Annotated in this window: 15 protein-coding genes and 1 pseudogene; 7 read left to right on the top strand and 9 right to left on the bottom strand. The window is 68.3% G+C overall.

What is annotated here, in order from left to right; translation table 11 throughout:
• Positions 1–8: 8 nt before the first annotated feature.
• A complete protein-coding gene (locus SLW52_RS07815; RefSeq protein WP_017909735.1) occupies positions 9–365 on the bottom strand; it encodes a hypothetical protein in 357 nt (118 codons plus the stop codon).
• Between the two features lie 139 nt (positions 366–504).
• Here SLW52_RS07815 and SLW52_RS07810 point away from each other — a divergent pair, with 139 nt between their 5' ends.
• Together SLW52_RS07810 and SLW52_RS07805 are read left to right on the top strand one after the other, a co-directional pair.
• Positions 505–738: a hypothetical protein gene (locus SLW52_RS07810; RefSeq protein WP_010342266.1), complete on the top strand. Its 234-nt coding sequence runs from the start codon at positions 505–507 to the stop codon at positions 736–738.
• Positions 739–809: 71 nt separating this feature from the next.
• Positions 810–1,844 (top strand): SDR family oxidoreductase, encoded by a 1,035-nt coding sequence (locus tag SLW52_RS07805; protein WP_320739910.1) that lies wholly within the window; start codon positions 810–812, stop codon positions 1,842–1,844.
• Between the two features lie 330 nt (positions 1,845–2,174).
• Here the strand turns inward: SLW52_RS07805 and ligD are convergent, their stop codons facing one another.
• From ligD to SLW52_RS07785, 4 genes are all read right to left on the bottom strand, one after another.
• On the bottom strand, positions 2,175–4,817 hold the full coding sequence (ligD, locus tag SLW52_RS07800; protein WP_320739909.1) for a DNA ligase D: 2,643 nt from the start codon (positions 4,815–4,817) through the stop codon (positions 2,175–2,177).
• 19 nt (positions 4,818–4,836) lie between these two features.
• Positions 4,837–5,013 (bottom strand): DUF3606 domain-containing protein, encoded by a 177-nt coding sequence (locus SLW52_RS07795; RefSeq protein WP_320739907.1) that lies wholly within the window; start codon positions 5,011–5,013, stop codon positions 4,837–4,839.
• A 164-nt stretch (positions 5,014–5,177) separates the two neighbouring features.
• Complete coding sequence (locus tag SLW52_RS07790) at positions 5,178–7,505, bottom strand: TonB-dependent receptor (protein WP_320740082.1); 2,328 nt, start codon at positions 7,503–7,505, stop codon at positions 5,178–5,180.
• A gap of 629 nt (positions 7,506–8,134) precedes the next feature.
• Complete coding sequence (locus tag SLW52_RS07785) at positions 8,135–10,354, bottom strand: AAA family ATPase (protein WP_320739906.1); 2,220 nt, start codon at positions 10,352–10,354, stop codon at positions 8,135–8,137.
• A 258-nt stretch (positions 10,355–10,612) separates the two neighbouring features.
• On the opposite strand from SLW52_RS07785, the gene SLW52_RS07780 reads away from it, so the two are divergent.
• Positions 10,613–10,999 carry a BlaI/MecI/CopY family transcriptional regulator gene (locus SLW52_RS07780; RefSeq protein WP_017909741.1) on the top strand — a complete coding sequence of 129 codons (387 nt, stop codon included), beginning with the start codon at positions 10,613–10,615 and terminating at the stop codon, positions 10,997–10,999.
• A 3-nt stretch (positions 11,000–11,002) separates the two neighbouring features.
• Positions 11,003–12,079 (top strand): annotated as a pseudogene (locus tag SLW52_RS07775) (M56 family metallopeptidase); the annotation flags it as partial.
• A gap of 1,008 nt (positions 12,080–13,087) precedes the next feature.
• On the opposite strand, the gene SLW52_RS07770 reads toward SLW52_RS07775, so the two are convergent.
• Both SLW52_RS07770 and SLW52_RS07765 read right to left on the bottom strand, forming a co-directional pair.
• Positions 13,088–14,197, bottom strand: a complete 1,110-nt coding sequence (locus SLW52_RS07770) for a ribonuclease H-like domain-containing protein (protein ID WP_320739904.1) — start codon at positions 14,195–14,197, stop codon at positions 13,088–13,090.
• Positions 14,194–16,707 (bottom strand): DEAD/DEAH box helicase, encoded by a 2,514-nt coding sequence (locus tag SLW52_RS07765; protein ID WP_150410059.1) that lies wholly within the window; start codon positions 16,705–16,707, stop codon positions 14,194–14,196. Before SLW52_RS07765 ends, SLW52_RS07770 begins: the two co-directional genes overlap by 4 nt.
• Before the next feature lie 339 nt (positions 16,708–17,046).
• Between SLW52_RS07765 and SLW52_RS07760 the strand changes: the two genes are divergently transcribed.
• From SLW52_RS07760 to SLW52_RS07750, 3 genes are all read left to right on the top strand, one after another.
• Entirely contained in the window at positions 17,047–17,520 is a 474-nt protein-coding gene (locus SLW52_RS07760) for a hypothetical protein (RefSeq protein ID WP_267100513.1), read from the top strand.
• 118 nt (positions 17,521–17,638) lie between these two features.
• Positions 17,639–18,301, top strand: coding sequence for a hemolysin III family protein (locus SLW52_RS07755; protein WP_153751676.1), 663 nt, complete (start codon positions 17,639–17,641; stop codon positions 18,299–18,301).
• 64 nt (positions 18,302–18,365) lie between these two features.
• Positions 18,366–18,881, top strand: a complete 516-nt coding sequence (locus SLW52_RS07750) for a hypothetical protein (RefSeq protein WP_320744238.1) — start codon at positions 18,366–18,368, stop codon at positions 18,879–18,881.
• A 37-nt stretch (positions 18,882–18,918) separates the two neighbouring features.
• On the opposite strand, the gene SLW52_RS07745 is transcribed toward SLW52_RS07750, so the two are convergent.
• On the bottom strand, positions 18,919–19,827 hold the full coding sequence (locus SLW52_RS07745; RefSeq protein WP_320739900.1) for a hypothetical protein: 909 nt from the start codon (positions 19,825–19,827) through the stop codon (positions 18,919–18,921).
• Between the two features lie 68 nt (positions 19,828–19,895).
• Positions 19,896–21,590, bottom strand: coding sequence for a peptidoglycan-binding domain-containing protein (locus tag SLW52_RS07740; protein ID WP_320739899.1), 1,695 nt, complete (start codon positions 21,588–21,590; stop codon positions 19,896–19,898).
• Between the last annotated feature and the right edge of the window lie 15 nt (positions 21,591–21,605).

The following is a 21,605-nucleotide window of genomic DNA, read 5'->3' as shown; positions in this document are numbered from 1 at the left end:
GACGCGGATCAGCCGCAATACACGGTAGTGATGTTGTTGGTCGGGCCGATCTCGACGGTCAGGCGGTCGCCGCCGGTCTCGCGCGCGCCGCGGTTGGCGCTGTCCACGCCGCTGGAGGTGGCGCCGTTGTCGCTGACGCTGCTCTTGACTACCTGCACCTTGAGGCTGTCGCTGTCGACGCGGGCGCGTTCGACGGTCATGCGCGAGGCGGCCAGGCCGACCGCGCCGCGGACCTTGTCGATATGGCACTGGCCGGAGATGACGCCGTCGATCGGCTGCACCTGCGCCACCTGGGTGGTGCTGCAGGCGCCGAGCAACAGCACGGCGGCGAACGGGGCGAGGCGGGCGAGCGGGTGGCGGATCATGGGGCGTCTCCTTTGATCGATGGCGCGAGCCTGTCGCGGCGCATGTTTGCGCCGCATGAAGAGATCGCGCCGGCGGTTTCACCGGTCGTGGCCGCCGCCGGGGCCAGACTCGGGATTCCCCCAGCAACCGGAGCCGATCATGGCCACCTGCGATGTCTGCGGAAACGACTACGACCAGGCCTTCACCCTGACCCAGGGCGCGCGCAGCGGTACCTTCGATTCGTTCGAGTGCGCCATCCACGCCTTCGCCCCGCGCTGCAGCCACTGCGAGTGCCGCATCGTCGGCCACGGCGTGCAGGCCGGCGAGCGCATGTTCTGCTGCGCGCACTGCGCCCAGCACGCCGGCGTCAGCGGTCTCGCCGACCGCGCCTGAGCGACGCCCGTTCCTTCCCTTCGAGGGGGACTGCGCGATTGCGTCCTCCTCCCGCATCCGGAGTATTGCCGATGGCCTCCCGCAAGCGTCCTGCCGCCACCAAGTCCGCCCCGTCCAAGCGCGGTGGCGCCGTGGCGTCGTCCAGCGCCAAGACCGTGCAGCAGCAACGCGCACTGCAGCGCGCGGTCGATGCCGGCGACGCCAAGCCCAAGCCCAAGCGCGCCAAGCCGGGCGACGCCGGCCAGGCCGGGCCGCGCAAGCAGCCGCAGCGCATGCCCAGGCAGCACCTGGCCAAGCCGGGCAACGAGCACGAGCTGGCGCTGCAGCCGCGCTTCGAGGCGCCGGAGTACGTGGGCAGCGGCAAGCTGCGTGGCATGAGCGCGATCGTGACCGGTGCCGATTCGGGCATCGGCCGCGCGGTGGCGGTGCTGTTCGCGCGCGAGGGCGCGGATGTGGCGGTGCTGTACCTGGACGAACACGAGGATGCGCAGGTCACCCGCCAGCACGTCGAGAACGAAGGCCGCCGCTGCATCACCATCGCCGGCGACGTGAAGGATCCAGCGTTCTGCGAGGACGCGGTGGCGCAGACCGTCAAAGCCTTCGGTGGGCTCGACGTGCTGGTCAACAACGCCGCGTTCCAGCTGCATTGCGATGCGCTGGAGGACCTGAGCGAGGCGCACCTGCAGGAGACCTTGCAGACCAACATCGCCGGCTATTTCCACATGGCGCGCGCGGCGTTGCCGCATCTCAAGCGCGGCTCGGCGATCGTCAACAGCGGCTCGGAGACCGGGTTGTTCGGCAGCAAGTCGCTGCTGGATTATTCGGCGACCAAGGGCGCGATCCATGCCTTCACCATGGCCCTGGCCAGCCAGTTGCAGCCGCGCGGCATCCGCGTCAACGCGGTCGCGCCGGGGCCGGTATGGACGCCGCTCAATCCGGCCGACAAGCCCGCCGAGGACGTGGCCGAGTTCGGCAAGCAGAACCCGATGGGACGCCCGGCGCAGCCGGAGGAGCTGTCGCCGGCGTATGTGTTCCTGGCTTCGCCGATCACCGCCAGCTACATCAATGGCGCGATCCTGCCGGTGATGGGTGGGCCGACGGGGTAGGGGGTGAGTTGGCTGGCGGTCGGACCCTCACCCCAACCCCTCTCCCGAGGGGAGAGGGGCTTTGCTCCTCCTTCTCCCATCGGGAGAAGGTGCCCCGCAGGGGCGGATGAGGGTGCGGTCGCTCGTGTTCGATCTCAGCGCGTCGCTTCGCGTCGGACCCTCACCCCAACCCCTCTCCCGGCGGGAGAGGGGCTTTTGACCCCCTTCTCCCACCGGGAGAAGGTGCCCCGCAGGGGCGGATGAGGGTGCGGTCGCTCGCGTTCAATCTCAGCGAGTCGCTACGCGCCGACCCTCACCCCAACCCCTCTCCCGGGGGGAGAGGGGCTTTGCTCACTCCGTTTCGGCCCAGCGCGCCAGGTTCTGCTTCAGCGCGTCGATGCCGGCCCACGGATCCTTGCGTCGCCGTTTCAGCTTGGCGGGGACGTCGCGCAGCTTGAAGGCGTCGGCGCGGTGCAGTTTGGGCAGGTCGCTCCAGGCCAGCGGCATCGCCACCGGGGCGCCGGCGCGGGCGCGCAGCGAATACGAGGCCACCGCGGTGGCGCCGCGGCCGTTGCGCAGGTAATCGACGAAGATGCGCTGGTTGCGCAGGCGCTTGCTGGCGGTGGCGAGGAAGCGCTCGGGTTGCGACTGCGCCAGTGCGTCGGCGAAGCCGTGGGCGAAGCGCTTGGTCAGGTCCCAGTCGCAGCCCGGCGCCAGCGGCACCACCACGTGCAGGCCCTTGCCGCCGGACACGCGCAGGAACGATTCCAGTTCCAGCTGCGCGAGCAGCTTGCGGATGTCGGTGGCCGCGCGCTTGACCTCGGCGAAGGGCACATCCGGCCCCGGGTCCAGGTCGAACACCACGCGGTCGGCCACGTCCGGGCGCTGTGCCTTGGCGCCCCAGGGATGGAATTCCAGGGCATTGAACTGCACCAGTTCGAGCATCCCAGCCGCATCCGCGACCACCAAGTACTCGGCCTGGGTGCCGCTCTCTTCTTTCAACCGCACCGACGACACCAGTTCCAGCCCGGCGGTGTGGTGCTTCTGGAAGAAGCACGCGCGTTCGGCGCCGGCGGGGCAGCGGATGATCGACAGCGGGCGGCCGGCGATCTCCGGCAGCAGGTGATCCATCACCGCGCTGTAGTAGTCCCAGACCTCGCGCTTGGTCGCGCCGATGTCGGGGAAGACCACGCGGCCCGGGCTGGACAGGGTCGGCGGCGTGCGCGCGGTGCCCGTGGCCGCGACATCGCGCTTGCTGCGCCGGGGACCGCCGGTCTTGTTCTCGCTCGACTTCGCCGCCTTCGCCACCTTGGTCGCCTTCGTTGTTTTGGCCGTTGCGTCTGCCTTGGCTTTCCTGGCCGACGGCGCCGCGCGCGCCGCCGCCGCGCGCGGTGCCGGTGCGTCGGCATCGCCCAAGTCGGTGATGTCCTTGTCCGGACGCACCGCCTTCAGCGAGGCCTGGCGCAGCAACTGCTGTCCGCCGATGCCGCGGTAGAACACCTCCACCACGAAGCGCGGCGCGAACCAGCGCGCGCTGCGCAGGTCGGTCTCGGTAGTGGGCACGTGCACGCTGGGCGTGGCGCTGCCGGCCTTGCCGATCATCGCGGTCAGCTCGCGCAGCAAGGCATCGGAGAAGCCGGAGCCGACCCGCCCGACATACAGCCAGCCATGCTCGGGATCCGGCCGCGCCAGAAGCAGCGAGCCGAAGCCGCTGCGGCTGCCCTTGGGTGTGGTGTAGCCGACCACCGCGAATTCGTCCGAGCGCAGCTGCTTGGTTTTGCGCCAGTCGTCGCTGCGGCCGCCGTGGTAGCCGCGGTCGGCGCGCTTGGAGACGATGCCCTCGAAGTGCTGCGCGCCGGCGAGCTGAAATGCGGCTTCGCCGTCGCCGTCGATATGCGAGCTGAAGGCCAAGTGCGTATCGGCGCCCTGCAGCAGCCGCTGCAACAACGCCTTGCGCTCGGACAGCGGTGCGGCGGCGATGTCGATGCCGTCCAGGTGCAGCAGGTCGAACAGCGCCAGTGCCAGCGTGCCCTGGCGCTCGCCGGACAGCACCGCCTGCAGCAGGTTGAAGTCCTCCTTGGTGCCCTTGCCGGCGATCAGTTCGCCGTCCAGCGCCGCCGAGCGCAGGCCCAGCGCGGCGATGGCATCGCGGATCTCGGGAATCTTGTCGGTCCACTCGATCGCGTTGCGCGACCACAGCCGCACCACGCCGTCGGCGACAGTGGCCAGGATCCGGTAGCCGTCCCACTTGATCTCGTGGATCCAGTGCGCGCCCTGCGGCGGGGCATCGCCCAGCCGGGCCAGCTGCGGCGCGAACGGTCCGTCCGGCGCCGCCGCCCGCATCGCGCCCGGCAGCGCCTCGGCCAACTTGGCCCAGTTCGTCCGGCGGCCTTTGCGCACTGGCGCCACCACCGTGACCTTGCGCTTGTCCGGTTTGCCGGCGCCGGCGCGCTTGACGTCCTGCGCCGGCGCCGCAGTGACATCGGCCAGCAGGTCGTCGGCCTCCAGGTCGCTGGCGAAGGCGTCGTCCTCCTTGAACAGCAGCCACTGCGGTTGCCGCGCCGGCTTGCCCGAGCGTACCAGGTGCCAGCCACCCTTGAGCTTGTCGCCGAACAGTTCGAAACGCAGATGGCCCTTGGCCAGTTGCGCCTCCGGATCGTCCGCGCTGCTCCACACGCCGTGATCGAACTGGGCGACGTGGCCGCCGCCGTATTCGCCCTGCGGGATCTCGCCCTCGAACGTGGCGTAGTCCAGTGGATGGTCTTCCACTTCCACCGCCATGCGCTTGACCTTGGGGTCGTAGCTCGGCCCTTTCGGCACTGCCCAGCTCTTCAGCGCATCGCCGACCTGCAGGCGGAAATCGTAATGGCGGCGGCTGGCGTGGTGCAGCTGCACGACGAAGATCGGCCGCTGCTCAGCCGGCACCGGCTTGCCCGGCTCCGGCTCGCGGGTCTTGTCGAAGCGGCGCTTGCGGCGGTAGTCGGCGAGGCTCATGGCGCGGGCCCGGCCCGCGTCACGTGCGCAGGTGCGCGCGGACCGCCGCGGCGCTGCTGCCCACGGCCTGTACGGCGGCGCGCAGCTCGTCGGCGGACACACCCAGTGCCTGCGTCCAGTCGCGCACTTCGCCGTCTTCGTGGAGGTTGATGCGGTCGCGATCGGGCGAACCGGTGTTGCGGGTGTCGTCGCTCATGCCGATGTCCTGTCCATAAGCCGCTGCGGTCGTGGGGCGCCGCGTGTGTCGGCGAGGTCCAACGGACGCGGCATGCGTCGGCGGACCGGTGCGGAAACTTCTAGTCGCGCCGGCGTGGCACCGCCGTGAACGCCGCGTCTGCCCCATGCATGCGCGCCTCCCGCTCAGAACGCCAGCGAGGTGCTGAACAGCAGTTGCCGCGGTGCGCTGCGCTGCAGCGTCTGGTAGTCGCCGGCAAAGGCCGAGCCCGCGATGTTGGCGGTACCGATGTTGTGGCGGTCGAGCAGGTTGCTGACGTCAAGGCGCAGTTCCAGGCCGGGTAGCGGGCTGTCGGGCCCCAGCGTGTACGCCGTGTACGTGTTGACCTGCCAGAACGCCGGCACGCGCAGGTCGTTCTCGTAGGTGAAGGGCTGATGCAGGTACTCGGTGCTGGTGGCGCCGAAGCGCCAGTGGCGCACATGCGCCGACAGGTCGCTGACCAGCGACAGTTGCGGATAGCCCGGCTGCGCCTTGCCCTGGATCGGATAGACGTTGCCGTCGACGACCACGTCGCGGTCGTAGACCGAGCGCGCCAGCGCCACGCCTTGGTAGAACTGCAGGTGCGGGGTGAGGTCGGCGGTCACGCCCAGGTCGGCGCCGAAGGTGTGCATCCTCGGCATCACCTGCACGGTGTTGACCTGCGCGAACTGGGTGCCGACCGCGGCCGACAGCAGGCGATGGCGGATGTCGCCGTAGAACACGTCCGCGGTGACGGTGGCGCGGTCGAAGCGATGGGTGCCGCCGAGGGTGAGGTTCCAGTCCTGTTCCGGCTGCAGGTGGCGGGCGAGGCGGTCGAACGTGGCCTGGTCGGGGACGGTCCAGGCCGAGGCGGTATAGCCGATGTTGCCGCGCTGGGCGACGCGGAAGCCGTTCATCGCGCTGCCCAGGTCGATGAAGCCGTCGGTCTGCGCGGTCGGGCTCCAGAACAGCGACAGGTGCGGCAGGAACGCGCTCTTCGCGCGCAGCGTGCCGGCCGCCGGCCGGTCCGGCGCATCGCCGACACCGCCGCCGCTGGTGCGGAAATCCACCGCCTTGGCGCCAAGGCCCAGCACCAGAGTGTCGCTCAGCGCGATGTCGTCGTGCAGGTAGACCTGGCGCGCGCGGGTGGTCCACTGCGAGACGTTGTCGGTCTTGAACGCCGGGCCGTACACATCCCACGGCCCGGTGGTGCGCAGCGGCCGGCCCTGCCCCAGCAGCGGCTCGGTGTACCAGGACGTCGCCGCGTCGGCGCTGCTGTGCTCCTGCCAGAGGCCGGCGCTGAGGGTGTGCCGGCCGAGCAGGTAGCTCAGGCTGAGCAGGGCGCCGCTGCGCTGCAGGTGCGGCGCCTGCACCTGCTCGGAGAACGGCGCAGCGTCGGGCGAGGGCGTGGTCGGATCGCTCAGCGTGGCGTGGGTGCGGCTGCGCGCGCTGTAGACCTGCACATGTCCGCTGAGCGCGTCGGAGATGTGGAAGTCGTGCGCGAGCGAGGCGATGCGGTCGTCGGTGACCTGGCCGGTGTCGTACGGCAACAGCCCGGCCAGCGTGCCGCAGTGGTAGACGCCGCAGGATGCGCCGGCGTTCTGCGGCAAGGCGATGGCATAGGCCCTGGCGTAGTCGGGATAGAGACTGTCGGCGCGCCAGCCCAGCTTGCCGAGCATGTCGAAGGACAGGTTGTTGTAGCCCCACATCGCGGCGTGGCTGGCCGACAGGAACACGGTGAACGTGCCCCAGGCCACGTCCTGCGTCGCCTTCAGGTCGCCGCGCAGGAAGCGCTGGGTGCCGCCGCCCTGGTACTTGTCCGCGCCCAGCCGTTGCAGGTCCACCTGCAGCTTCGGGCCGTTGGCGCCGAGTTGCCCGCTCTGCGCGGAGACCGTGGTGACCCGGGTCGCGTCGCTGCCCACGCCCTGCTTGACGCGCAGGCCGGGCGTGTCCTTCGGTTCGCCCAGGCGGTACTCCAGCGCGCCGCCGTTGGCACTGCTGGAGAACACGCTCACCGGTGCCGCGCCGGGGCTGACCGTGATGGTGCCGATGGCGTCCGGCACGCCCACGTTGACCACGCTGGTGCCGGTCAACGACAGGAAGCCGCTGTCGTTCAACGGCACGCCTTCGAAGCTGATGCCCATTTCGTTCATGCGGAACCCGCGCACGAACAGGCTGGTGGCGGAGACGTCCAGGCCCAGCCCGTCGGTGGTGGTGTAGCTGGCGCCGGGCACGGTCTTCAGCCGCGCCAGGCCGTTGCTGCCGGCGATGTCGGCGTCCATGTCGCCGGCATTGATGACATAGCGGTTCGGGCCGACCACTTGCGTAGGCGCCACCGCCGCCGCATGCGGCGAGGCCACCACGTCCAGCGCGGACAGCGTGGTCGGCGTGGTGTCCGCATCGGTGCCGGCGGCCGCGTCCGCAGCGTGCGCCGGGGATGCTGCGAGGCAGGCGGTCAGCGTCGCGGACAACAACGACGGCGTGCACGCGCGCATGCGGCGATGCGGTGCAGAGATCGGCAAGGCGGTGGCGCGGAGACGGGAGGAGGTCGCGTGCATGGTCGGATCCGGCGTGGAGTGGGAAGCGGTGGCGCACGCGCGCACCCAGCGCAGGGCCGCCTGTTCGCGGCGGCGTCCGGCTGGCTGTGCGTTTGCGATGACAGTGCGCCGGCGCTGCGGCGCGGAACAGGGAAGATGGCGCGCGGCAGGTGCGGCGGCCCGCTCCGGATCGATGGAGGCGAACGGCGCAGCTGCGGCAGCGCGCTTCCCGCGGTGAATACAGCGGCGTGAAGCGATGCAGGTAATTCTTGCATCGCATGTGCGCTTGCACCATTGCGCGTTGGTACAGCGCTGCCTGCTGCGCGTATGCGATGCGATACCTGGGTATAGGTGTTGGTGCCGCTGCAGTGACAGCGTCTGATCCCAGGGTGCTTCTACGCCGAGTGCATTTACAGTGGATGTGGTGGGGACTCGTCCCACTCGCTACCGTCAAGAAAATTGGCTAGCTGCGTGGAGCAATGCTCGCGCATAGAGGCTTTCTCGCGATATCTAGCGGATTGCCATGAGGTACTAGAGATTGTTCGAGCGATGCCAGAACGGCGGGCCGCAGCGAGAGATGGTAGCTCCTACTCTGCAGCCGCGTCCGGAAGTCCTGCCATCACACGATGGTGTTCAGAGAAGCCCAGTTCATCAAAGATCGCTTTGAACTTGATGAGGCAGTAGGTGACGTCGTACTCGCCGAAGTCTGTCAACGTGTTGGCATCACCATGGGAGTGATGTGCTAGGTAGCGGCTTAGGGCAAAGAAGCTGCGATCCTGTGCGGCGAGTTTATCCATCACTGTACTGAATGAATCCTGCCGTTTGGTGAAGTAGAAAAACCGTTCCAAGATGCACCGCATCGCATTGGCGACTGTGGCAGAGCTCACCAGGTCCTGATAGGCATCCTTCACCACCTGCCACCAGGATTCGTAGTCATTCTTGAGATCGTCGATCTTCATTGGCACGATCGCCGAGTAGCGCTTCTTGATGACGCGCTGCAGCTGTGCAGGATCTGCCTTTTTGCTGACCTTGATGAGTTCATTGAGGAAGAATAGGCTATGTGTAAGCACAATCACCTGCTTCACACGCTTTTCCTGCGAGTTCTTCAGCCCAATAATGTCCCGGGAAATCGTGGCTGCAATGTCGTACACAAAGTTATGTGAAAGGCTTGAAATTGGATCATCAATGACAACGATCTTCCTTTCCAAGGGGGAGGACATACTTGAAGCGGGCGATCCCGTGATCAGCTCGACGAAGTAAAGAAAAGTGATAAGGGTCTTTTCTCCTTCACTCAGTGAGCCGTACGTATCCGGTCCTTTACCAGGGCGCACCAGCTGGTACAGATCGTCCTCACGCCGTTCGATCTTGAATGAGTCGACCCCTAGCGATTGCAGTCGGGTGTTGATCGCGACAACCGCTTCTTCGGTTCCACCGCTGGTCGCACGAAGCTCAACTAGCCGCAGCTCTGCTTGGCTGATCTGCCATTGAAGCTTGGCTCTCGATTCGCGGATCGCCTCGAGTGCATCCGCAGCACTTCTTGATGTGGTCTTGTAGAGGGTCAGAATGCCTTCATTGTCTTCGCGAAGGCGAGCCCAGAATCCATTCTCGATTCGGTTCAGTTCGGATTGCCGACGGCTCAAACGGCGATTGTGCTCATCGACACGCTTGGAGACCTCATTGATCGCATCTTCGAGCATCGCCATCGGCGCCTGGGTGGAGTGTAGTTCGATAGCACTCTGTGGCGACCCCGACTTCGCTGCCATACGTTGGGCGTTCTCGCTTAGAAGGCGACTTGCGTTTGCCCAAGCCAATCGAATGGCATCGGTCTCAGAGGCAAAAGCTTCCGATTCCAAAAGGCTAGCAATTGCGTGCTCAAGGCCAGCGAGACTGGAAGCATAGGAAGACGCAAGCTGCCTTGCCCGTTCTACGCGCCTCTCAAAGCTTTCATCGAATAGCTTGGCAAGTTCCTGTGGGAACGCCGGTGGAAGGCTCTGCTGGCAGAACGGACAGAGATCATGGCTTCGTTCTACGTAGGATCGTCCTTGGCTGACCCAGTCGAAGTTAGCGATGTCCTTGATCATCGCCGAAAGAGCGCTGTCGCTTGAGCCGATGATTGGCTCGGCCCAAATCTCGTCCTGTTCAATACGATTGAAGTTGGGAAGATCAACATCAACCCTAGGCTTGGGCATCGAGTTGCTGTCGCCAAGCTCGATGAGCAACTGCTCAAGCTTATCCAGGTCCGGCGGCTCCCCATCATAGGCCAACTTTGCCTTGGCCTGGAGCGCATCAAAGAAGCGCTGTTTGGAATTTCCGTATGGTAGCCAGCGCTTGAATGGGCCGTCTTTCAGTGCCGTGTAGTTCTTCCACACTCCGCGAATCGCGCTTTCATGAGCATTGGTTGCCTCCGCCTGGCGAAGTTCCTGTTGCTTTACCAAGTTGTCATGTTGCCCACGCCACGTTGCAATCTCTTGCTCTAAGACCTCAATGGCCTCCAGTGCGGATGACTCAGGATCACCAATAGTGAAGATCCCAGGCATGTCGCTCCGGTTGCGAAAATTAGTTTCGACGAAATGGTCGTTGTAAACCAGATACTCGTACTTTGTGTCTTGGGGAAATACACTTAAAGTGCAGTTGGGTACGGGATTTTGGCCCGTTCCACATCGCTGTATGACTTCGCTGATTGCGGATTTTCCCGCGCCATTGAGGCCATAAAAGTAAGCGACGCGCTTGTCCGGATCAAAGGAAATCACAGTGTTCGACGCGGGATCGAAGCTTCTGAAATCTTGAATATTGACGGTTCGTATCATTCCTCTTCCCCAGAGGTCGCCGTTCCCATGGCTGACGCAAATCGGTGGACATCGCTAATGCGTTTCACGTTTTAGCCTACATTACAACGAGAAGACGCTCTGCGTATCGCCGGCGAGCCCTTTGCGGAGGCGCCGCCCTCTGAAAGGAATCCTGCGATGCAAATCTCCTACCGACCGTCGGCCATGACCTGCGACCTATTGACGACACGTGTCGCCACGGGTAGTTTTGCCGACACGTGTAGTCATCGGAGTGGGCGGATGCGCCGCAAATCGATCGGGGACCAGGAACTGGCCCTGCTGCAGTACATCGCCGAACACGGCGATGCCAGTGTCGGGGAGGTCGCCGCCGGGTTCGGCGAGGCGCGCGGGCTGGCGCGCTCGACCGTGCTGACCATGATGGAGCGCCTGCGCGCCAAGGCCTATCTGCGTCGCCGCCAGGTGCAGGGCGTGTACCGCTATGCCGCCACCAGCGGCCAGGACGACGTGGTGCGCAGCGCGGTCGGCAGCTTCGTCGAGAAGACCCTGCAGGGCTCGGTGTCGCCGTTCGTGGCCTGGATGTCGCAGCGCGCCGAGGTCAGCGACACGGAACTGGCCGAACTGGAGGCCCTGGTGGCCAAACTGCAATCGCAACGGCGGGAGGACTGAGCCATGCACAGCCTGGTGGGGACGGACGTGTTCGAGAGCCTGCTGTCGCGGCTGCTGGCGACCAGCGTGCAGACGCTGGTGCTGGTCGCGCTGATCTGGGCGCTGTGCCGCTGGCTGCCGACCCTGCCGGCGGCGACGCGTTGCCGGCTGTGGTGGTTGGTCGCCGCGCAGAGCGTGCTGGGCCTGCTGTGGGCCGGTGCGGTGCAGTTGCCGGTGCTGCCGGCCGCGCCGGCGCCGGTGGCGGCAGCACCGGCGGCCGTCGCCACGGTGTCGGCGACGCCGTCAGGCGCTGCGATGCCGCGCGTGTCCGCTGCGATGCCTGCGCAGATCAACGTCAACGCCACCGCTGCCACCGCGGCGATCGCCGCCCCCCCGGCCACGACATCCCTGGCCGCCTGGCCGTGGGCGCAGGCGCTGGTGGCGCTGTGGCTGGCCGGCGTGCTGGTTTGCGCCGCGCACAGCGTGCTGGCCTACCGTCGCAGCCGCCAGCGTGCGCGCGAGGCGGCGCCGTGCACCGACACCGCCCTGCTCGGTGCGCTGCGCCTGGCGGCCGAGGCCCACGGCCTGCGCCAGCCGCCGCAGCTGCGGCTGTGTGCGCGCACCGATTCGCCGCAACTGATCGGGCCGTGGCAGCCGGTGCTGCTGCTGCCGGCGCGGCGCATGGACAGCCTGCGCGCCGACGATCTGGACATGGCGCTGACCCATGAACTGGTGCACCTGCAGCGCCGCGACCTGTGGTGGGGGCTGCTGCCGGCGGTGGCGCAGCACCTGTTCTTCTTCCATCCGCTGGTGCACCTGGCCAACCGCGAGTACGCCCTGGCCCGCGAGGCGGCCTGCGACGCCGCGGTGGTCGCAGGCCACCGGCATTGCCGTCACGACTACGCGCGGCTGCTGGTGCAGCTGGGCGTGGCACCGCGGCCCAGCGCCGGCCTGGCCAGCGCTTCGCCGACCTTCCTGAGCCTGAAACGGAGATTGCAGATGCTGCAGACCACGTCCGCTTTTCCGCGCCTGGGCGCGGCCCTGATCCTGACCGCGGTGGCCGTGCTCGGCGTGGCGCCGCTGCGCCTGGTGGCCCAGCCCGGCCATGCGCTGCCTGCCGCCGGCAAGCCGGCTCCGGCCTCCCAGGCGCAGGCCGCGGCGCCACCGAGCGAATACACTGCCGATGACGCGGCCCGCGAAGCGGCGCTTGCGGCGGCGGAGGCGCAGGCTGCCATGGCGGCTGCAGATGCAGCGAAGCAGGCAGCCGACGCGAGCGCAGCGGCGCAGGAGCCTGAGATGGAAGCCGCGAACGCGGCGGCCGCGGAGGCCGCGGAGGCCGCGGAGGCGGTCGACATGGGGGACGCCGGTGCCGCCGCCCGCGCCGCCAACGTGCCCGCAGTACCGCCGCCGCCGCCGCCGCCCGCGCCGCCTGCGCGGCCTGCAATGGTGGTCCCGGCGGTCCCGGCGGTCCCGGCGCCGCCGCCGGCCATCGGCTCGCGGATCAGCACGCGGTCGGTGCAGAAGACCCGCAACGGTCAACTCGAACAGTCGTATGTCCGGGTCAAGGGCAACCATTCGACGATGAGCGGCAGCAGCGACGAGCTCGCCAGCATGAAGCGCGAGACCCAGGGCGATGGTCTGTGGTTCCGCCGCGGCGGCAAGCGCTACGTGGTGCACGATCCTGCGCTGCTGGCCCGCTTCGACGCGCTGTTCGAGCCGATCGGCAAGCTGGGCGCGCAGCAGGGCGAGCTCGGCAAGCGCCAAGGAGCGCTGGGCCGCGAGCAGGGCGAGCTGGGCCGTGAACAGGGCAAGCTGGCGCAGGAGGCCGCAGCGCGGGCGCTGGCGCGCATCGACATGGACGCCGTCGCTGCCAAGGCGCAGGCGAATGCACAGGCAGCGCTTGCGCAGCGCCAGGACGCGCTGTCGGCGAAGATGCGCACGCTCGGCGCACAGCAGGCCGCGCTGGGCCGTCAGCAGGGCGAACTGGGTGCGCGTCAGGGCGAATTGAGCGCGCAGATCGATCGCGAGGTCGACCGCCTGTTCGATGCCGCCATCGCCGCGGGCAATGCGCAGCGGCTGGAGTGATGTCGCCGGCGGCGTGCGCAGCGCCTACGCCGACGCCGCAGCCGCCAGCGCGCGTTCCTCGGCCTCGGCGGCGACCAGGCGCTGCAGCAGCAGCGCCAGCGTGACCACGTCCTGGTGGTTGTGCGCGGCGACGCGGCGCAGGTTGCGCGCGTTGCCGCCGCGCAGGTAGCCCAGCCACGCCGCCGGCGCTTCTGAGCCAGGCAGGTCGTCCTCGCGCACCACGCGCAGCAATTGCCGCTCGATGGTGGCGAGCTTGCAGTTCTCCCAGGTGCCGCGGTAACGGCGGCGGGTGGGATGCAGCAGATCCACGTGGTCCAGCGCCGACAGCGGATCGGCGCAGCGCGCCAGCCGGTAGCGGGTCTTCAGCAACGGCGCGTCGTAGCAGCGTCCGTTGTAGCTGGACAGCACGGTGCCCGGCCGCAGCCAGGCGCGAAACGCCTCCAGCATCGCCTTCTCCGCGCCCATCGTGGCCATCAGCAACTGGCGGATGCGCAGGCCCGGGCCGTCGGCCGGATGCACGCTCCAGTCGGCCGCGCCGATCATGAAGGCGCGTGTGCCGGTGCCGCCGGCCAGGCCGGTGGTTTCGGTGTCGAAGAACAGCAGGTCGGTGGGGTCCACCGCATCCTCGCGGCGGGCGAAGGCCAGCGACAGCGCGCCGGCGGGAATCGGCTGCGGCAGGAACGCCTCGATCAGGTGCAGCCCGGGTGCGATCTCCACGCCGGGCAGGTGCCGGTCCGGCGCCGCGGCCGGTTTGCGTGCGGACGCAGCCGCGGTGGGCGCGACCGCACGCTCGCGCAGGCCGAGCAGGCGCCGCAGCGCGGACACATCGGTGCCGCCGCGGTCGAACGGGGCGATGGCGATGGGCGGCGCCACCGCGGTATCGGCGCCGCCGCTGCGCGGGGGAGCGGGTGGCGTGCGTGGGGCCGGCGTTGCAGTTGCCTGCGATACGATCTCGCGCGGCTGCGGCGCTGCCTGCCGCGGCGCTTGCGTGGACGTCGCCGCGGCAGTGCCTGCGCGTTGCGCGGCAGACGCGTCGGCTGCGATGCGATGGCCGGAGGACGCCGGCGCGCGCTCGGTGCTGGCGTCGCCGGCCTGCCGGCGCAGCGCGCGCAGGCGTTCGAGGCTGATGCTCATGCGCTCCACTCCGGCAGCGCATCGGCATCGGCATCGATGGCGATCGTGGTTGCGCCGTGCGCGTCCAGCGCCGTGTCGTCCTCGCCGTCGAGCAACAAGCGCAGCACGCGCAACGCCAGCGCCCGCGGCGTGGTCGCGCTTTCCTCCTGCGCGGCCAGCACCGGGCCGACGCAGGCCGGGCAGCCGGCCACGCAGTCGCAGCCCTGCACCAGTTCGCGCGCGCGCTGCACCAGTTCGGCCTGGCGCCGCCACAACGGCTCGCTGAGGCCGACGCCGCCGGGGAAGTTGTCGTACAGGTACACGGTGGGCACGAACTGCTGCAGTTCGACGCTGGCCGGCTCGCCGCTGTCGCCACCGCGCAACTGGCCGCGGCCCTTGGCGTCGGCCACCGCGAACCAGGCGCCGTCGCCGTCGCCCACCGCCTGCTGCAGATCGCGTGCGTCGGCCATCACCGCCACCGTGGCCACCACGTGCAGCGCGTAGGCCGCGCCCAGGAAACCATCCAGCGCGTCCTGCTTGCTGCCGAACGCCTTGAGCAGGGTCGCCTGCGGCAACTGCCACCACACCGCGGTGGTGTGCAGTTCCTGGTCGGGCAGGTTGACCGGGCCGTAGCCGATGTTCTCGTGGGTGTAGTAGCGGATCTTCTTGTAGCCGGCCACGCGCCGCACCACGTGCACCTCGCCGTGGTGCGCGTCGCCGCGCCCGGCCGCGCCGCCGTCGAAGCGGTCCAGCACCTTGAGCTTGGTGAAGTCGATGCTGTCGGTGTAGTAGTCCACGTGGGTGCGGGTGACGTAGGCCTTGCGGCCTTCCCAGTCGAGCTTTTCCACCTGGTAGGGCGTGCTCTGCACCATGTGGATGGCGCCTTCGTACAGGGTCAGTGCGGCGGCGGAATAGTCGACCTCGGCGATGATCTGCTGCTTGCCGTCGGTCTTGTCCACCACCACAAAGTTGCCGTCGGCCACCGAGCGCAGGCTCACCGCGTTGGCCGGGTAGCTGTCGGCGATCCACTCCCAGCGGTCGCCTTCCTGGTGCACCACCTCGCTCTCGGCCAGCGCCTCCAGGAACACCGCCGGGTCCACCGGGCCGAACGCCTCGCCGGCGACGAAGGTCAGCTCGAACGCGGCGCAGCGGATGTGGTCGAACAGGATCAGCGGCTGGTCCGGGGCGATACGGGCGTGTTCCGGCGAGGCATCGGCGAAGAAGTCCGGGTGCCGCACCACGTACTGGTCCAGCGGCTGCGAACTGGCCACCAGCACGCCCAGCGCCGGCTGCTGGCGACGTCCGGCGCGGCCGAAGCGCTGCCAGGTGGCGGCGACGCTGCCGGGGTAGCCGTTGAGCACCACCACGTCCAGCGCGCCGATGTCCACGCCCAGCTCCAGCGCCGAGGTGGAGACGATGCCGTCGATGCTGCCGGCGCGCATCGCCCGCTCGGCCTCGCGGCGCTCGCTGGGCAGGTAGCCGCCGCGGTAGGCGCGGATGCGCGGCGGCTTGCGCGGGTCGTGGTCGAAGATGTCCTTCAGGTACTTGGTCAGCACCTCCACCATCAACCGCGTCTGCGCGAACACCAGGGTCTTGAGCCCGGACTTGATCGCGATGCGCGCGATGCGGTTGCTCTGCGAACGCGCCGAGGCGCGCAGGCCCAGGTCGGCGTTGACCACCGGCGGGTTCCACAGCAGCACGTGCTTGTCGCCGCTGGGCGCGCCGGAGTCGGTGATCGCGTGCACACGCTGCTCGATCAGCGCCTCGGCGTGAGCGCGCGGGTTGCCGATGGTGGCCGAGCACAGGATGAACTGCGGCGTGACGCCATAGAACGCGCAGATGCGTTTGAGCCGGCGCAGCACGTTGGCGACGTGGCTGCCGAACACGCCGCGGTAGGTGTGGATCTCGTCGATCACCACGTAGCGCAGGTTCTCGAAGAACTGCGCCCACTTGGTGTGATGCGGCAGGATCGCCTGGTGCAGCATGTCCGGGTTGCTGACCACGATGTCGCCGTGCAGGCGGATCGCCTGGCGCGCATCGCCGGGGGTGTCGCCGTCGAAGGTGAAGGCCTTCACCCCGAGGTCGCCGGCACGGTTGAGGTCCAGCAGCTCGGCCACCTGGTCCTGCGCCAGCGCCTTGGTCGGGAACAGGTACAGCGCCTTGGCCTGCGCGGTCATCGCCGCGGCCACCACCGGCAGCGTGTAGCACAGCGACTTGCCCGAGGCGGTGGGGGTGACGATGGCCACGTGCTCGCCGCGCTGCGCCGCGTCCCAGGCCTCGGCCTGGTGGCTGTACAGCTGCGCGATGCCGCGTTCGCGCAATGCGGCGGCCAGCGCCGGCGGCACGTCGTCCGGGATCGGCGCGTAGCGGCCGGCCTGGCCGGGGATGGTGAAGCTACCGGTGATGCGGTCGTGGTAACGGCGCTCCAGCCGCGCGCTGAGCAGGGCGCCATCGCGCGAGGGCATCCCGTCGGTGGTGGACAGGGCGCGCTCGGCGTCCTCGGTGCGCGGGGCTAGGGCGTGGGCGGGCATCGGCACGGCTCTCAAAGTGGAACAGGGAAGCGAAATCGCGTCTCAGGGTATGAGACCGGGCGCGCCGAGGCGAGACGGGCAGGCTGAGCGGATTCAGGCTGGGCGATTGCATGCGGAACGCATCGCTGTTCGCACTGCATGCGGCAGCCTATTGGCGATGCGTGCCGGCCCTGCGTGTCTGTACCGACACAGCGGCCGTCTGCGCCGATGACACGTCCTCGGCAGCGCGTACTGCGCAGATCAGGCTTGTGCCGATGGCCGTGTTCCGCGCGTGGCGCGAGGCTTTCGCTACCCGTCGTGCAATGACGGACCCCGTTCACACACTCAGGAGCGAATGCCATGGTCACCGCCGAATTTCTGCAGGATAACGGCTTCAGCAACAAGGCGTCGGTCGACGCCAACGTCTACATCAAGGATGTCACCAAGGCGCTGCCGTCTTCCGGCAACCTGCATGCGCATCTGAAGGTGACATTTGCCGATGCGCATCGGCTGGCGTTCGAAATCCACGGCACTATCCGCGTCGACGCAGACGCGCAGGCGTTGGGCAAACGTAGTGGCGACGACAGCAGCATCGGTCGCGCTCTGTGGGTGTACGCGGATGGCACGTTCCGCACGTCGGTCGAAGCCGCCTTTTGGCAGGAGCAGGGCGGCGTCACCCCGTCCCAGCTCAAGACCTATGCGCGTAAGCTGAAGGATCAAGTGCGGCAATGGGAGCAGGCACTGGAGCGCGAAGGTGCCGATAGCCATCCTTCGCCGGCAGGAAACAAGCGCGCACTCGACGATCTGGACACGCGCTATCCGCTCGGCAGGTAATCGCCAGCGCGGTGTTGGCAGGATGCTGCGCGTGGCGATGCAGGGATCAGCCGCTACGCGCGTATCCTGTGCGTCCCCCAGCACCAAGGCACCGCTTCCCGGGGTGCCGAAGATCGCCTTGTCCGCATCGACTTCCTCGCCAGCCCCGCACTACCGCACCGCCGCCGCGCGCCGCGCCGATCTGCTCGTGCATGCCGCCGGCCTGCTGCTGGCCGTGGTCGGCGGCGCGCTGCTGGTCTGGCGCGCCCATGCCAACGACGCGCTGATCGTGGCCACCAGCATCTACGCGCTGGGGCTGCTGACCATGTTCGCCTGCTCGGCGGCGTACAACTTCGCCCCGCCGCAGCGCCAGCCGGTGCTGCGCAAGCTCGACCACGCCGGCATCTTCGTGATGATCGCCGGCTCCTACACGCCGTTCTTCGTGCTGGCGCTGTCCGGCGCCTGGGTCTGGTCGATGACCCTGGCGGTGTGGGGCGTGGCGCTGTTCGGGGTGTTCGCCAAGCTGTTCCTGCCCGGCATCGCCAAGGGCTTCTGGGTGGCGATCTACCTGCTGCTGGGCTGGGCGGGCATGGCGGCGGTCAAGCCGATCGTGGCCGGGCTGGATACGCCGGTGCTGTGGCTGATCGCTGCCGGCGGGGCGATCTACACGGTGGGCGTGGCGTTCTACGTGCGCAAGTCGATGCTCTACAACCGCGCGATCTGGCATGCGCACGTGCTGGGCGGCGCACTGGCGCACTGGTGCGCGATCTGGCTGTGCCTGCGCCCGCTGTCGGCGACGTGAACGGTGGCGCCGATGCGCTAGAGATGGCCGTGCCGCGTCCGTAAGCTCGGGCGTCATGGACAGCATGCACACAGCGGATCCGACCGGCCGGCGCCTGCGCACGATGCTGGCAATCGCCTTGCTGGCGACGTGCGCGAATGTGCAGGCACAACAGGCCGCGCCCGCCGCACCGGCCGCTGCGCCGCCGCCGCCCTCGGTCGCACCGCCGTCCACATCCGATGCCGCCGCGCAGCCCGACATCCAGACCCTGGGCGAAGTGCGCGCGCTGCCGCCGGACGAGGGCGAGCCGCTGGACCTGTACCGCTTCAAGAATCCGGTGTCGCCGCCACCCAACCGCTTCGACAAGGACTGGCGTCCGCCGCCCTCGGTGGAGCAGGTCAGCCAGAGCGGCGGCTACATCGCGCTCGGTGTCTACTACCTGGCCGGCAAGGCGGCCAAGGGCCTGCACGCGCTGACCGGCGGCCCCGACCAGGTCCAGGCTGCCGTCGCGCGGCCACCTCCACAGCTGAGCGAGGCCGAACTGCAACGCGCCATGAAGGTGTGCGCGGAACAGGGCGGGGGCTGCGCAGCGGGGCAGTGAGCGCGCCGCCGCACAAGCGTCGCCCACCTCGGCGACCTCAACCGCAGGCCCAGTCCAATCGCAGGTCCTGGATGTCCAGTTGCGCGACGCCGCCGCCGAAGTTGTAGCCGCCGAAGGCCTCGTCGAACTCGATGTAGTACGGGCTGAAGTCCGGGATGCCCTGTATCGGGCGCATGGTGCCGCCGAGGTGGTTGATGGCGTGGCCGGCGGCCCAGTCGTGTTCGCGGTAGTGCTCGCGGCTGACCACGCCGTCCTGCCAGTAGTAGAACGGCTGATAGCCGCCGGGATCGGGCGCGTCGCCGAACGTCTCGCGCGGCGGTACGCCGGCATTGGGATCGTGCTCGCGCAGGCGCAGCCGCAGCGGACGATGCAGGGCGAAACGGTCCGGCGCCTGCGGCAGCGGCACGCTGCGCGCGTCCCACGCTTCGCATACTGTCGCGCTTCCGACCTGCAACCATTCCGGCGGCGGCGTCCGCTGCAGCAACGGGCTGTCCACCAGCGGCGGCGGCCTGCATGGCGCGCCATCCACCTCTTCCTGCCGCAGCAGGATCAGCGCATAGGCGCAGTCCAGCAGGTCCTGCATGCGCCGCAGCCGCGGGTGGGCCTGCAGCGCGCGTTCGCGGAACGGTTGCAGCGCCGGGTCGGCCAGCGCCTGCGCAGGCGTGGCGATCGCGGCGTGCATCCCGTCCACTGTTCCGGCCGGGCCGCCGTCGTTATGGTCCGTCGCGGTGGCGAAGAACGACACCGCGACGATGTCCGGGCCGTGCACGCGGTAGTCCGGTGGCAGCCGCAGGGTGAAGCCGTGCTGCATCGGATAGCCGCTCCACGGATCCAGCGGCCATTGCGCCGCGGCGATGCCCGGCGGCAGGCCGAAGCACCAGCCGTCGCTGTCGGGAGCGGGCGCGCCGTCCTGCCAATCTCCGGGTTCGATGTCGTAGGCGTGCATCGGAACGTTCTCCAAGGTGTGGTGAGACTGCAGGGTCCAACGTCGCGACGCCATCGGCGGGTGACGTGTCAGCCCATGCCTCTGCCTTGTGCTTGACGCACCTGCGCGTCGAGCTGTTGCTCGCCGCCCAACTCGGCCTGCACGCTGGCTTGGCGTTGCTGCGATTGCGCGAGGGCACCGAAGGACACCTCCACTGGTGTCTTGATCGCCTGGTCGGTCGGCATGTGCGCGCGCAAGCTGGCGGGGTTGCGTGGATCGCCTTCGACGACGAAGACGTACTGCCCTGGTTCGGCCTGACGACCGCGTTCGCTGAGCAGCACATGATCGACCCGGGTGAGGCCGCTGCGCGTGGCGAGCTCGGCCAGGCTGGCCTTCATGCATGCGCTCGCCGTGTCGGACCCGCGGCCCAGTTGCCGGTCAAGTGCGTCCACGCCGTTGGAGCAGTCTTGATACAGCGAACTGTGCATGGCACCAGGCGTTGCCGACGTCGGTGCCTGGCCTTGTCGGCGATCTGGCGATGGTTCTTGCGCTGCAGGTGCGGATTGGGCGGGTTGGCCTGGTGTCTGCTGGCGGGTCTGGTACTCGGCCCTGGTATACGGCGGCGGTTGCGGAGGCCAATTTTCCGGACGGTCGAATTCCGTGGTCGGCGCTAGATGCTGGCTCACCGCGAACGCATTCAACTGTCGCCGCGTCTCCGTATCGGCGCGTCCGGTCTCCTGTAGCCCATTGGCCTTCTGGAACGCACGGACGCCGGTTTCGATGTGCTCGTCGTAAAGGCGGTCGCCGCTCCAGTTCGGAGGCGCATTCTGGATGTAGCCCAGGCCCTGCAACTGCCGGCGCAGTTCATAGACGGGTTCACCCTTCTCGCCTCGGCGGAGCTCCCCGTCCTTCAATGGCCCGTATAGGTCCGTCATGGTCTGGCGCTTGAATTGCGGCTGTGCCTGCAAGGTATCTGCGCGCAGTTCGGCCAGCATGGCGGCATCGACGCGGCCGGTTGGCTCTGCCACGCCTTTGCTGCGTTCGTACTGCTTGACCGCATGTTCGGTCCCGGCGCCGAAATCACCATCGGCCGAAATGGCCTTGCCCTTGCCATCGGTCATCCCCAACGCCGCCAGATACTGCTGTGCTTCGAAGACGGTTTGATTCGCATCGCCCTTGCCGACAGACACCGGCGGATTGGATGCAGCCGGCGCTTGCGCGGGCGCCACGCCTTCGCGTTGGGCGCGCTCTACCAGCGCCGGTACCGAAGCTTCCCACGTGCGCGCATAGCCGGCGATGGTTTGCACGCTTGCCGCATCACGGGGATTGATGATCGCGCGTGCGCCGGCATAATCCTGCTTGTCGGCGTTGATATGGGCGGCCAGGGTTTGTCCCGGCACGAAGTCGCCATCGCGCATGCCGGCGACGAGAATCTTCGTCGCAATGGCGGCTTCCGCAGCCCGGCCTGGCGATTGCACGAGTTCTCGGCCTAGCCCGGCCTTCTCGCCAAGCTTTTCGTACAACTCGACATGGGTGAGGTGCGCATAGCCGCGGCCGTAATAGGCTTCGCCACCGTGATAGGACAGCGTCACGGCCTGCTTTCGCCCCCAGTCCTCTTCAGGTGCCTGGAAGTCTCTGGATTCGTGCTGTGCGGTTGCCAGCACATATGCGATCTGCCGCGTGTCGGTGACACCGTGATCCAGGCAACTGCGGACGATCAGGTCGACCGATTGTTCGCGTGTCAGCCCGAATCCTGCGTTCTGCTTGCCGTATCCGTCGCTCATGGGAAGTCCTTGTCT

Origin of the sequence: Xanthomonas sp. LF02-5 (assembly GCF_034105325.1) — a bacterium.
In the GTDB taxonomy this organism is placed as follows: domain Bacteria; phylum Pseudomonadota; class Gammaproteobacteria; order Xanthomonadales; family Xanthomonadaceae; genus Xanthomonas_A; species Xanthomonas_A sontii.
The sequence above is the reverse complement of the archived record's forward strand: the minus strand, read 5'-3'. Positions and strand labels throughout refer to the sequence as shown.

What these genes read in the sequence shown, in the direction of transcription:
- SLW52_RS07765 (WP_150410059.1), bottom strand. Translation starts at nt 16,707, where the DNA reads ATGCCCGCCCACGCCCTAGCCCCGCGCACCGAGGACGCCGAGCGCGCC.
- SLW52_RS07740 (WP_320739899.1), bottom strand. Translation starts at nt 21,590, where the DNA reads ATGAGCGACGGATACGGCAAGCAGAACGCAGGATTCGGGCTGACACGC.
- SLW52_RS07795 (WP_320739907.1), bottom strand. Translation starts at nt 5,013, where the DNA reads ATGAGCGACGACACCCGCAACACCGGTTCGCCCGATCGCGACCGCATC.
- SLW52_RS07745 (WP_320739900.1), bottom strand. Translation starts at nt 19,827, where the DNA reads ATGCACGCCTACGACATCGAACCCGGAGATTGGCAGGACGGCGCGCCC.
- SLW52_RS07760 (WP_267100513.1), top strand. Translation starts at nt 17,047, where the DNA reads ATGGTCACCGCCGAATTTCTGCAGGATAACGGCTTCAGCAACAAGGCG.
- ligD (WP_320739909.1), bottom strand. Translation starts at nt 4,817, where the DNA reads ATGAGCCTCGCCGACTACCGCCGCAAGCGCCGCTTCGACAAGACCCGC.
- SLW52_RS07780 (WP_017909741.1), top strand. Translation starts at nt 10,613, where the DNA reads ATGCGCCGCAAATCGATCGGGGACCAGGAACTGGCCCTGCTGCAGTAC.
- SLW52_RS07805 (WP_320739910.1), top strand. Translation starts at nt 810, where the DNA reads ATGGCCTCCCGCAAGCGTCCTGCCGCCACCAAGTCCGCCCCGTCCAAG.
- SLW52_RS07810 (WP_010342266.1), top strand. Translation starts at nt 505, where the DNA reads ATGGCCACCTGCGATGTCTGCGGAAACGACTACGACCAGGCCTTCACC.
- SLW52_RS07750 (WP_320744238.1), top strand. Translation starts at nt 18,366, where the DNA reads ATGCACACAGCGGATCCGACCGGCCGGCGCCTGCGCACGATGCTGGCA.
- SLW52_RS07770 (WP_320739904.1), bottom strand. Translation starts at nt 14,197, where the DNA reads ATGAGCATCAGCCTCGAACGCCTGCGCGCGCTGCGCCGGCAGGCCGGC.
- SLW52_RS07785 (WP_320739906.1), bottom strand. Translation starts at nt 10,354, where the DNA reads ATGATACGAACCGTCAATATTCAAGATTTCAGAAGCTTCGATCCCGCG.
- SLW52_RS07815 (WP_017909735.1), bottom strand. Translation starts at nt 365, where the DNA reads ATGATCCGCCACCCGCTCGCCCGCCTCGCCCCGTTCGCCGCCGTGCTG.
- SLW52_RS07790 (WP_320740082.1), bottom strand. Translation starts at nt 7,505, where the DNA reads ATGCGCGCGTGCACGCCGTCGTTGTTGTCCGCGACGCTGACCGCCTGC.